The 11,619-nt window shown below is 65.8% G+C and carries 9 protein-coding genes; all 9 read left to right on the top strand.

Going from position 1 to position 11,619, the window contains the following annotated elements; genetic code table 11:
* The first annotated feature begins 148 nt into the window (after positions 1–148).
* The 9 genes from BUS42_RS18365 (at position 149) to BUS42_RS18405 (ending at position 11,441) form a co-directional block, all read left to right on the top strand.
* Complete coding sequence (locus BUS42_RS18365; RefSeq protein ID WP_074308570.1) at positions 149–1,078, top strand: DUF58 domain-containing protein; 930 nt, start codon at positions 149–151, stop codon at positions 1,076–1,078.
* A complete protein-coding gene (locus tag BUS42_RS18370) occupies positions 1,075–3,264 on the top strand; it encodes a VWA domain-containing protein (RefSeq protein WP_074308572.1) in 2,190 nt (729 codons plus the stop codon). Before BUS42_RS18365 ends, BUS42_RS18370 begins: the two co-directional genes overlap by 4 nt.
* Positions 3,254–5,692 carry a vWA domain-containing protein gene (locus BUS42_RS18375; RefSeq protein ID WP_074308574.1) on the top strand — a complete coding sequence of 813 codons (2,439 nt, stop codon included), beginning with the start codon at positions 3,254–3,256 and terminating at the stop codon, positions 5,690–5,692. Before BUS42_RS18370 ends, BUS42_RS18375 begins: the two co-directional genes overlap by 11 nt.
* A 531-nt stretch (positions 5,693–6,223) precedes the next feature.
* Positions 6,224–7,216 carry a DUF1559 domain-containing protein gene (locus BUS42_RS18380; RefSeq protein WP_074308575.1) on the top strand — a complete coding sequence of 331 codons (993 nt, stop codon included), beginning with the start codon at positions 6,224–6,226 and terminating at the stop codon, positions 7,214–7,216.
* A gap of 8 nt (positions 7,217–7,224) precedes the next feature.
* Positions 7,225–7,749 (top strand): carboxypeptidase-like regulatory domain-containing protein, encoded by a 525-nt coding sequence (locus BUS42_RS18385; RefSeq protein WP_074308577.1) that lies wholly within the window; start codon positions 7,225–7,227, stop codon positions 7,747–7,749.
* Between the two features lie 162 nt (positions 7,750–7,911).
* The gene (locus BUS42_RS18390; protein ID WP_074308579.1) at positions 7,912–8,682 is read left to right on the top strand and encodes a vWA domain-containing protein; all 771 of its coding nucleotides are present in this window, start codon (positions 7,912–7,914) and stop codon (positions 8,680–8,682) included.
* Between the two features lie 377 nt (positions 8,683–9,059).
* Positions 9,060–10,052, top strand: coding sequence for a DUF1559 domain-containing protein (locus BUS42_RS18395; protein WP_074308581.1), 993 nt, complete (start codon positions 9,060–9,062; stop codon positions 10,050–10,052).
* An 8-nt stretch (positions 10,053–10,060) separates the two neighbouring features.
* Entirely contained in the window at positions 10,061–10,558 is a 498-nt protein-coding gene (locus BUS42_RS18400; protein WP_074308583.1) for a carboxypeptidase-like regulatory domain-containing protein, read from the top strand.
* A gap of 571 nt (positions 10,559–11,129) precedes the next feature.
* Complete coding sequence (locus tag BUS42_RS18405) at positions 11,130–11,441, top strand: hypothetical protein (protein WP_074308585.1); 312 nt, start codon at positions 11,130–11,132, stop codon at positions 11,439–11,441.
* Positions 11,442–11,619: the final 178 nt, after the last annotated feature.

Below are 11,619 nucleotides of genomic sequence, written 5' to 3' on the forward strand. Positions count from 1 at the left end.
TGACATAAATAATCAGATACGAAAAACATGCAATCTCAACTAAAATGAATTCAAATTTTTTTTTAATCCCGTATTCATTCGCGTCATTCGTGTTATTCGTGGTTAAAATCTGCCCGATTCCCCTTTGACAGAGAACCTTCCATTGCCGATGCCCGCCAGCCCACAAGACCCGGATGCCGAACTCGCGGGGATCGACCCCACCGCCCTGGCACGCTTCGGCCGGCTCGAGTTGATCGCTCGGTTGGTGGTCGAGGGGGTCATGTCGGGGTTGCACCGGAGCCCGTTCAAAGGGTTCTCGGTCGAGTTCGCCGAGCACCGTCAATATGGGCCCGGGGACGAGATCCGGCATATCGACTGGCGGGCCTTCGGCAAGAGTGACCGCTACTACGTCAAGGAGTATGAGGAGGAGACGAACCTCAAGGCCTACCTCGTCGTCGACTCGTCAGGGAGCATGGCCTACGCCGGGCGAACGGTCTCGAAGTTCGAGCACGCGCGACGGCTCGCCGCAGCACTCGCCTACTTGATGATCAGTCAGCGCGACGCCGTGGGACTGGTCACGTTCGACAGCACAGTCCGGGCGATGATCCCGGCGCGGTCGGCTCCCGGCCATTTCTCGGTCGTCTGTAACGTGCTCGAGAAGACGAACACCGGCGGCGAAACCCCGCTGAGCGGCATCCTCAACGCCCTCGCCGAGCGGATCCGCCGCCGCGGCCTGATCGTGATCCTCTCCGACGGGTTCGACGCCATCGACCCGCTGACCGAGGCGCTCCGGCACTTGCGGCATCGCCACCACGAGGTCCTCTTCTTCCACACGCTCGCTCCCGAGGAGCAGGAGTTTCCGTTCCGCCGCCCGGCGCGGTTCCGCAACCTCGAACGGCTCGACCACAGCCAGCGCGTCGACCCGGCCTCGCTCCGCGCGACCTACCTGGAGCGGTTCAACGCCTTCCGGACGACCTTGAAGGAACGGATCCGCGGGATGAATGCCGACTATCACGAGGCGCCGACCGCCCAGTCCGTCGAATCGACGCTGCTCGACTACTTGTCGTCGCGGTCGCGGCGAGGAGGCGGTCGCACGTGAGCGGAGGAGTCCTCAACGCCGCGATGCTCCTGGGCCTGCTCGGCGCGGCGGTCCCGGTGGTCATCCACCTCCTGAACCGCCGCCGCGAGCCGGTGGTGGACTGGGGGGCAATGCAGTTCCTCGACCTCGGCCCGCGTGACCGCCAGAAGCTCCGGCTGACCGAACTGCTGCTGATGCTCGCCCGGATGGCCCTGCTGGCGCTCGTGGCCCTGGCCCTGGCACGCCCCTTCTGGTCGGGTGCGCCGGCCGTGGGCGGCGGGTTCGCCGCGTCGGCCCCCCCGCGCGACGTCGTCCTCGTCATCGATGGCTCGGCGAGCATGGGCCGCACGCTCGGAGGCTCGACCCCGCACGACCTGGCCGTCCAGTGGGCCCGCGCCCTCTTGACCCGGCTACGGCCGGGGGACTCGGTGGCCGTCCTGGTCGCCGGCGACCGCGTCCGCGGACTGGTCGACCCGCCCAGTTTCGACCGGGCCAAAGTCGACGCCGCGCTGGCGAGCCTCAAACCGGGGCGAGGCGCCAGCGACCTGCCGACCGCCCTGGCCGAGGCGTTCCGGATCCTCGAGCGAACCGGCAACCCGGGGCGCGACGTGATCGTCTTGACCGACGGCCAGCGGTTCGCCTGGCGGCCCGGCGAATCGGGGCGCTGGGCCCTCGTTCGCGACCTCCAAAGGCGGCTCCCAATCCCCCCCCGCGTCTGGTCGATCGCCTTCGGCGCGGGTGCCGCGCCCGAGGTTCCCAACGGCTCGGTTGGCCCGCTCTCGGTCTCCCGGACCCTGGTCACGCCGGGCTTGCCGGTCGTGGTCTCGGCCACGCTCTCCAACGCCGGCCCAGGGCCGTTGACCCGCACCGCGGAGCTGCTCGTCGACGGCCGACCCGTCCCTGGCCAGGCGCAAGCCGCCGGGCCGGTCCCGGCCGGTGGCAAGACCCGGCTCTCGTTCCGCACCACACTGCCAACCCCCGGCGCCCACTTGCTCGCCGTCCGACTCGTCGGCGGTGACGACGCCCTGGCCGCCGACGACGAGTCGGCCATCCCGATTGAGGTCGCCTCGGCCCTCCCCGTCCTGCTCGTCGATGGCGAACCCGGCCTCGAGCCACTCGACGGCGAAACCGACTTCCTCCGCGCGGCCCTGGCACCGACCGGCGACGACGCCCCCTTGGTCCGGACTCAGTCGGTCACTCTCGACGCATTGACACCTGAGTCACTGAAAGGGCAGCGCGTGGCCATCCTGGCCAACGTCGAGCGCCTCGCCCCGGAGCAAGCGGCCGCCATCGACCGCTTCCTCGACTCGGGCGGAGGCCTGCTCGTCGCCCCTGGCGACCGTACAAATATTGACGCTTTTAATACTCAACCTTGGATCCCCGCGCAGTTAGGAGCGCTCAAGGGGGAGCCTGGTTCGCGGACCACGCTGGCCCACCCCGCCCCCCGGACGTTTGCCGGCCCGGTGATGGGTCCGTTCGCCCCGGGGGAGACCCCCGCCCTGGCCGAGGCCGACCTCTTCGCCTATCGCGTATTGACCCCGGCGCCCGGGGCCTCGGTGTCCGCCCGGCTCGACACCGGCGACCCCTGGGTCGTCGAGCGTTCCCAAGGCAAGGCCCGGGTGATCTTGCTCGCAGCGCCCCTCGACGCCGAGGCGGGGACTCTGCCGGTCAACCCCGACTTCGTTCCCTTGGTCCACGAGTGGGTCTTCCACCTGGCCGGCGGCCGGGAACCGCGAACGCTTCACCCGGGCGAGCCCTGGGTGGTCGATCTCGACCCACCCCCGGCGGCTGATTTGACGGCCCTGACACTCCAGACGCCGGCGGGAACCAGCGTCAGCCTGCCGGTCGTCCGCGCCCTCGATTCCGTCCGGGTCCGCTTCGATGACACCAACGAGGCAGGGGTCTATCGCCTGACCCTGCCCGATCCGCCCGGCGGCTTCGCCTATGCCTCGGTGCTCGCCGATGGACGCGAGTCGGACTCGACTCCCCTCGAGCCGGCCGAAGCGGCGACGCTCGCCCAAGGCTGGCCGCTCGTCTTCGAGGCCGACCCGGCGCGGCTCGCGTCCCGCCTGCTCGCAGCCGAGCGCGGAGGTCGCCACGAAGCCTGGCGCGGCCTGATCCTCGCGGCGCTCGCCGGCCTCTGCCTCGAAGTCTACCTGACCCGCCGCCTCGTCCGCAGCCAGGGGGTCGGCCACGATGACGCTTAATCTGTTCGGGAGCCGGCGGCTCCTGCTGGCGGGGGCGAGCCTGGGCTGGCTCTGGGTCGCCGCCGGGGGAATCGCCCTGGTCTTGCTGCTGGTGCTCTACCGCGAGGAGCGACGGCTCGTCTCGCGACGAACGGGGCTGGGCTTGCTCGGCTTGCGACTCACCGCGGCGGCCGTCCTGGTCCTCGCCCTCTTCGAGCCGATCGCGTCGCGGTCCTATCGCGAGACGACCAAGGGGCGGGTGATCGTCGCCGTCGACGTTTCGGAGAGCATGACGACGGCCGATCCAGACCGCCCAGGCACGGACCGCCAGCGCCTGGCCAAGACCTTGCGGATGAGCCCGGGAGAGTCGGTCGAGAACCTCTCGCGGCGAGAGATCGCCCGGCGGCTCCTGACCGCGAAGGGGGCGGCGATCGACCAGATCGAGCGCATCCACGGGGTCGAGGCGTTCGCCTTCGCCCGCGAGTCCGCGCCGGCGACTCTGGCGGCCCTGGCCGAGACGCTCAAACAACCGGGCAAGCCCGACGACCCCGCGACCTCGACGACCGACTGGCAACCCGTTCTGGCCGGGGCGCTCCGCGAGAGCGACGCGCCGGTGCTTGGAATCGTCCTGCTGACCGACGGGCGCCAGAACGCGCCGGGGGACTCGACCGCGACGGTCGATCGCCTGGCGGCCCGCGGCATTCCAATCTACCCGATCCTGATCGGCTCGACGATCGCGCCACGCGATGCGGCCGTGGCCTCGGTCCGGGCTCCCGAGGGGGTGTACAAGGGGGACGTCGCCAGCATTGAGGCGACCCTGAAGCTCGACGGCTACGCCGGGCGCGAGGTGGCCGTCACGCTCGAACGCCCCGGTGCGGCGCCGTTGCGGCGACAGGTCCGCGCTCCCGACGAGACCGCTTCGGTCGCCCGGCCGGTCGTCAGCTTCAGCGTGCCGATGACGGAGTCGGGCACCGTCCCCCTGACGATCGCGATCAGCCCACTCGAGGGCGACGTCCGGCCCGACAACGATCGCCGGACCGTCTCGGTCCAGGTGTCCGACGACAAGGCGGCCGTCTTGCTCGTGGATGGCGAAGCCCGTTGGGAGTTCCGTTATCTCCGCAACGCCCTGGCCCGCGACCCCCAAGTCAAGGTCGAGGCGATCGTCTTCCACCAGCCCGAAGCCACCGGCGTCTCCACCCAGACCACCTACGGCACCACACTCCCCCCCCGGCCCGAGCCCGGCTCTGCGCCCGACCTGACCGACCCGCTCGGCGGCTTCGACGCGATCGTCCTCGGCGACGTCGACCCGGCCGACCTCAGGCCCGACACCTGGGCGCGCCTCGAGTCGTACGTTTCCGAGCGAGGGGGGACCTTGATCCTCAGCCCTGGCCCGCGTTTCTGGCCCTCCCTTGCGAGCCACGAGACCGCCCGCAAGCTCCTGCCGGTGCTCGCCCCCCGGCCCGTCGCGATCGACCCGGGCCAGTCCAGCCCCGGCTCCTCGAGCCTTCCTCCCGGCGCGGCCGTCCTGCCGACTCTCCCCGCGAGCGCCGATTCCGCCGCCTGGCCGATGCTCCAATTCGGCTCCGACCCCGAGCAGAGCCGGCTCCTCTGGGCCGGCCTCCCCCGGCTCCCCTGGGCCCTGGCCGGCAAGCCAAAACCAGGCGCAACGACCCTGGCCCTGGCCGGCGACGAGGCGACGGCGGTCATCGCCGCGCAGGCGTATGGCCTGGGCAAGGTCCTCTGGATCGGCACCGACGGCACCTGGCGGTGGCGCTACCGCGTGGGCGACGCCTACCATCATCGGTTCTGGGGCCAAACCGTGCGCTGGGCGGCCTCGGGCAAGCTGGCGGCCGGCAACGCCTTCGTCCGGTTCGGCCCGGTCCGACCGCGAGTCGCCGACGGGGAACCGGTCCGCCTCCAGGCGCGAATTGCCGAAGGGATCCTCGGCGCGGGGCCCGACCTCCTGATCGCGGCCCGCGTCTTCAAGGCCGGAACGACCGCGAACCCGCAGGCCACGGGCGACGCCGTCGCCGTGGTCCCCCTTCGCCCGGTCCCCGGCCAGCCCCGCGCCTACGAAGGCGACGCCCCCACGCTCCCACTCGGCCGGTACGTCATCCGCCTCGACGTCCCCCAACTCACCGAGGCCCTGCACCTGAACGACGGCGGCACGAGTGCTCAAGCCCTCCTCGAAGTCGTCACCCACGCCACCTCCGAGCGCGTGGAGTTGGCCGTCGACCGCGCACCGGCCACCCGCCTCGCCGTCGCCACCGGCGGCCGCGTCCTCGCCGATTTCGAGGCCGACAGCCTCCCCCCCCTGCTCCGCTCCCGCACCCGCCCGACCGTCCGCACCGAAGAAACCCCACTCTGGGACCACCCCGCGGCCCTGCTCCTCTTCTTTGCCATCGTCACTTGCGAGTGGGTCGTGAGGAAGCGGGTCGGCTTGCCCTGAGATCGATCGCGATCACGACGGCCCGACGGGCAGGGCCAATCCCACCGTGGGGAATGATGACAACTCGCGGCGATCATCCTCCAAAATCGTCGCAACCGGTTGGTGATCAAGGTGATGGACAACGATCATCGGGACAACCGATCCCACAAAATTACACCATATCAATTGCCAACCAATTCTTTTGTTTGTGAATCGTTCAGATCAGGATGTCACCGCGTCCCCATAAAATGTTTGACTCGCGAGATATTTTTGTTTTGCATCCGCGAGCGTGTCGAATATACTCCGGTGTCATCGACGAGACCAATCTCTCCTGTCTCGTTATCATTTGATCTTACCCACCCCACTGAATTGCGTTTTCGAAGTCTCTCTCGCCCCGCTCCATTCGCACCTTCCCTTTCTTCTCCCGAGAGAGGGTGCCGCCAACCCTAGCTTGTGACTTCCCTTTCCTCAATCGCGAGGGACGGTAACGCCAAGCCTTTCGAAAACCAGGGTTATCTTCATCTCTTTCCTCATCCGCGGGAACTTGTACTCATGCGCGCTCGTCGAGGCTTCACACTCATTGAATTGCTTGTGGTGATTGCGATCATCGCCGTCCTGATCGCCCTGTTGTTGCCCGCGGTCCAGGCGGCACGCGAGGCAGCCCGCCGGTCCCAGTGCGTCAACAACTTGAAGCAACTGGGTCTCGCGCTGCACAACTACGAGAGCACCAATTCCGCGTTCACCTTCGCCGGGGCGAACTACGGCTGGTGCCAAAACGGCACGCCGGTCGCGAACCACAAAGGGGAGAACGTCATGAACCTGAACGGCATGGCGACGCTCTTGCCGTTCATGGAACAGAAGTCGCTCTCCAACGCCATCAACTTCTCACTGCCGATGTCCGACCTCACCCAAGGCACCAGTAGCGGCACCACGACCCAGGGGAATGTGCTGGGCTCAGCCTTGGCCAACACCACGGTGGCGATCACGATGATTGGCATGCTGATCTGCCCGACCGACGCTGGGGACAAGCTGACGAAGGCCAGTTCCAATCCCCCGTACTACTCACCGGCCAACGGCGGGACCTACCGCGGGTACAAGACCAGCTACGACTTCGCGAACTTTGCCAATTACACCTGCAACCAGTGGACCAGCGCCACGGCCCAAGGCCGAATGATGTTCGGCGAGAACAGCAACGCCACCATCGCATCGGTCCAGGACGGCACGTCGAATACCATCGCGATGATGGAGAAGACGTTCGACGTCTATAACGGCGACGCGTCGGCATGGGCGTTCCGCGGCTGGGTCGAGACCGGTGTGGACCCGAGCCTGGGAATCAACAGGTGGCAATACCCCGGGTATCCGACCACCCGGTTGGTGGGCCGACTCGGCTCGTGGGCCTGGGGAGGCAGCCTGCACCCCGGCGGGGCCAATGCGCTCCGCGGTGACGGGAGCGTGGTCTTCCTGAAGGAGACCACCGATATCGTCGTCCTGACCAAGCTCTCGCTCATGGCCGATGGCGGCGTGGTTTCATCGGATAGCTACTGAGGAAAATCATGAAAGACGTGACGAACGATCGCGCCGCTCGGCCCCTCCGAGCGACAGCGCCCGCACTCGCCCTGTGGTGTCTGGGAGTGGGCGTGGGCGTGGTTGGCTGTGGAGAAAAACAAACCTCGGTCGTCGCGCTGGCCCCAGTAGCCGGCAAGGTGACCTTGGACGAGAAACCTCTGGCCGAGGCAGTGGTCGAATTTATCCCAACCGGGGACACCCAAGGTCAAGGGGGGGCCGCCACCACCAATGACGAGGGGCAATTCAAGGTCACCACCCCCTTCGGCGAAGAAGGTCTGACCGCGGGCGACTACAAGGTCATCGTTTCCAAATTGGTGCTCCCCCCCGACCTTCACTTCGACGTCCCCCCCGACAAAAACCTCCCCCCCGCCGACAACCCCTACCAGGAGAGCCTGCCGCCGAAGTATTCGGACCGGCTGAACTCGACGCTGACGATCAAAGTCGCCCCCAGCGGCTCGGACAAGGTGAGCCTCACCCTGAGGAGCCGAGGCAACAGCAGCAGCAAGAAGTAGCAACAGCAATCACAATGATCGCAGCAGCAGGGCCTGCTTGAAACAAAGGCGTCGCCCTCCCAGCGACGCCCTGTCCCCAACGGGTATGACGAGCCCGGCCTCCCCACCACATCAAACTCGCAATTTAGACAATTTTGCATGTTCATCCGTTTTTATTCCTGAATGATCCTGCACATCCCGGTTGGTCTTCCTCCAGCACCGGCCCGGATTCTTGAAGTCGAAGGGCCGAAAACCTCTCGCGCCGGGAGATCGCCCGGCGGCTCCTGGCCGCCAAGGGCGGCGGCGATCGACCGCGTCCACGAGGTCGAGGCGGTCGCCTTCGCCCGCGAATCCGCGCCGGCGACTCTGGCCGAGACGCTCAAGCAACCAGGCAACCCCGATGACCCCGCAACCTCGACGACCGGCTGGCAACCCGTCCTCGCCGGGGCGATCCGCGAGAGCGACGCCCCGGTGCGCGCGATCGTCCTGCTGACCGACGGGCGCCAGAACGCGCCGGGGGACTCGGCTGCGACGATCGATCGCCTGGCGGCCCGCGGCATTCCGGTCTACCCGATCCTGATCGGCTCGACGGTCGCGCCGCGCGATGCGGCCGTGGCCTCGGTCCGGGCTCCCGAGGGGGTGCACAAGGGAACCCCCGGTCTGAGACCACCGCGCGCCCCTGCTTCGCTTCTTCGCCATCGTCACCTGCCAGTGGGTCATGAGAAAGCGGGTCGGCTTGCCCTCCCAGGATCGACGTCAACAAAAACCAACACGGCCAAGGGAATTCTCCAAGGCGTTGCTTGCCGGGCGCGTCCGAATCACGACCCATCGCGTTTCGACCCGCGTGGTCGAAGGGGTGGTGACCATTCAGAGGGGCCTCGATTTGGCTGCCGAATCAAACCGGGCCGAGAGTCAGGCCGAATTTTGAACGAACCTGAACAAAGGCATGAGTAAGCCCTACGACGCATCGAGGCGCGCCCCCCCCTCCTCCCCGACATTCGCACGTTCCCAAGCAAGCAATTCGCCAACGCCAATTGGATAAGACCATGATATCACTGTTTCCCTAAATGTTTATTATTAGAGACACAGACCATTTGCCGCTCGCTTCAATACAAGCGTCGAATACACTAGAGCCTCGATGGCAGGTCAGTGTTCCAAAACTTCGCAATCATTTTTCATTTTGGCTTTTCGATGTTTTTTGAATTTGCGCACGTGCTTTTTTGCAACTCGCACTTCCGCTTCTCCCTCGCTGGAGAGGGAACTACCAAGTGGGCTCGAAGGTGTCTTGCTGGCTTCCTTGCTGTTCCTCACTCATTAGGAGGTCGTTCGCAATGCGCGCTTCTCGTGGCTTTACGCTCATCGAATTACTGGTGGTGATCGCGATTATCGCGGTCCTGATTGCCCTGCTGCTGCCCGCGGTCCAGGCGGCCCGCGAGGCGAGCCGCCGGTCCCAGTGCGTCAACAACTTGAAGCAACTGGGTCTCGCGCTGCACAACTACGAGAGCACCAATTCCGCGTTCACCTTCGCTGGGGCGAACTACGGCTGGTGCCAAAACGGCACGCCGGTCGCGAACCACAAAGGGGAGAACGTCATGAACCTGAACGGCATGGCGACGCTCTTGCCCTTCATGGAACAGAAGTCGCTCTACAACGCCATCAACTTCTCACTGCCGATGTCCGACCTCATCCAAGGCACCAGCACCGGCACGAATACCCAGGGGAACGTGCTGGGGTCGGCCTTGGCCAACACCACGGTGGCAATGACGATAATTGGCATGTTGATCTGCCCGACCGACACTGGGGACAAGCTGACGAAGGTCAGTTCCAATCCCCCCTACTACTCACCGGTCAACGGCGGTGCCTATCGCGGGTACAAAACCAGCTACGACTTCGCGAACGTTGCCACTTACACCTGCAACCAGTGGACCAGCGCCACGGCCCAAGGCCGAATGATGTTCGGCGAGAACAGCAACACCACCATCGCGGCGGTCCGAGACGGCACGTCGAACACCATCGCGATGATGGAGAAGACGTTCGACGTCTATAACGGCGACGCGTCGGCATGGGCGTTCCGCGGCTGGGTCGAGACCGGTGTGGACCCGAGCCTGGGAATCAACAGGTGGCAATACCCCGGGTATCCGACCACCCGGTTGGTGGGCCGACTCGGCTCGTGGGCCTGGGGAGGCAGCCTGCACCCCGGCGGGGCCAATGCGCTCCGCGGTGACGGGAGCGTGGTCTTCCTGAAGGAGACCACCGATATCGTCGTCCTGACCAAGCTCTCGCTCATGGCCGATGGCGGCGTGGTTTCATCGGATAGCTACTGAGGGTAATCATGAAGAATCTCACAAGCGGTCTCGCCACCCGGAGACCCTGGGCGGCGACGTGGGCGATTGCCTTGGTGTTTCTGGGAGTGGCCGGCTGTGCCAAGGGACAGAAGTCAAGCACATCGCTGGCTCCGGTAGCCGGCACGGTGAAACTGGACGACAAACCGCTGGCCGAGGCCGCTCTGGAGTTCGTCCCCAACGGGGATACCCATGGTCAGGGGGGGGCCGCCTCCTCCGACGAGGCGGGCCACTTTGTGGTCACCACCCCCTTCGGCGAAGAGGGCTTGCCCCCTGGTGAGTACCGAGTCATCATTTCCAAGCTGGTGCTTCCCCAGGATATGCACTTCGACATCCCTCCCGACAAGAACCTTCCGCCCATCGAAACCCCCTACCGCGAGAGTCTGCCTCTACGCTACGCCGACCGGATGAACTCGAAGTTGTCGGTCAAGGTCGCCCCCAGCGGTACGGACAAGATGGTCTTCACTTTGCGGAGCGGTAAGAAGTAGTGAGGCCCGCCCAAAACAGGGCGTCGCCCTCCCAGCGACGCCCTGTCCCCAACGGGTATGACGAGCCCGTCCCCCCCCACCCTCTCTTTCTCATCAGACCCTATTATTTTTTCCCGAGGCGTTGCCCCGGGCTGCCTTACAGCGGTTTACCCTCGAGTCACTCACATCCTGGTGACTGGAGTTTCGGCCCCCGTTGCGCTCGCATCCTTGTCGCTGAGGTCTCGGCCCCGAGGGCGAACGCCAAAAGTTCGGGGTCCGCGACCTCGGCGACCCATGAGCGCGGCTCGGTCGCCATGACCCGTGCGCCTTCCGACGGTAAACCGCTGTAGCCCCTGTGTCTCCCGACATCGAGAAAACCGGAAAGCGTGAGGGGGGGAAGGAAGCCAGACACCTCTGTCGACGCATCATCGGGGGCGATTCCAAGTGAGGCCGACTCTCTTGTTGACACGATCGCGCCTGGTTAATCTGCAACAGGTAGGCGAAGTGCGCAGCCGCACATCGTCGCGGTTAACGGGAGGGGGAAGGTCCCCCCCTAAGCTAAGGTTGCACTCGATACGGGAGTGAGCATCCGATGAGAACGGCGTTGCGGACGGGAGCAGTCATCGTGCTCGCGATTGGCGGGTTGGTCGGGGTTGGCACCCGTGAAGCGCAGGCGCAGGTCGGGGTCCCCTACGGCCCTTATTCCATGACCCGAAGTCAGTTCAACCAGTTCGCGCCCGTTTACTATCCGAGGATCAACAACAACTTCGGTTTCGGCTCTTACGGACGATCCCGCTTTTATGGCGGTAGAGGCGGATTCCGTGGTTACGGCTACGGCTTCAACCGCGGCGGTTACAACTTCAGCTTCAACCGCAACTTCAACCGCGGCTTCCGGCGACGCTGAAAGCCTGTCTGAAAAAGGGTCTTATCGGGGGCTTCCCTCGTCGTGGTGCCATCCTCAACGGTGCCCCGCGGCGCGGCTTTTCGCCGCGCCGGGGTTCTCGGCGACTCTCTTACGCGAGAGGTTCGACCCGTTGTAAGATGTGGGCCGATCGATCGCACACTTTGAGAGTGTCGGGTCG

Source organism: Singulisphaera sp. GP187 (assembly GCF_900129635.1).
GTDB lineage: Bacteria > Planctomycetota > Planctomycetia > Isosphaerales > Isosphaeraceae > Singulisphaera.

Coding starts and splice junctions, on each gene's coding strand:
- BUS42_RS18365 (WP_074308570.1), top strand. CDS start 149: ATGCCCGCCAGCCCACAAGACCCGGATGCCGAACTCGCGGGGATCGAC.
- BUS42_RS18375 (WP_074308574.1), top strand. CDS start 3,254: ATGACGCTTAATCTGTTCGGGAGCCGGCGGCTCCTGCTGGCGGGGGCG.
- BUS42_RS18380 (WP_074308575.1), top strand. CDS start 6,224: ATGCGCGCTCGTCGAGGCTTCACACTCATTGAATTGCTTGTGGTGATT.
- BUS42_RS18385 (WP_074308577.1), top strand. CDS start 7,225: ATGAAAGACGTGACGAACGATCGCGCCGCTCGGCCCCTCCGAGCGACA.
- BUS42_RS18390 (WP_074308579.1), top strand. CDS start 7,912: ATGATCCTGCACATCCCGGTTGGTCTTCCTCCAGCACCGGCCCGGATT.
- BUS42_RS18395 (WP_074308581.1), top strand. CDS start 9,060: ATGCGCGCTTCTCGTGGCTTTACGCTCATCGAATTACTGGTGGTGATC.
- BUS42_RS18400 (WP_074308583.1), top strand. CDS start 10,061: ATGAAGAATCTCACAAGCGGTCTCGCCACCCGGAGACCCTGGGCGGCG.
- BUS42_RS18405 (WP_074308585.1), top strand. CDS start 11,130: ATGAGAACGGCGTTGCGGACGGGAGCAGTCATCGTGCTCGCGATTGGC.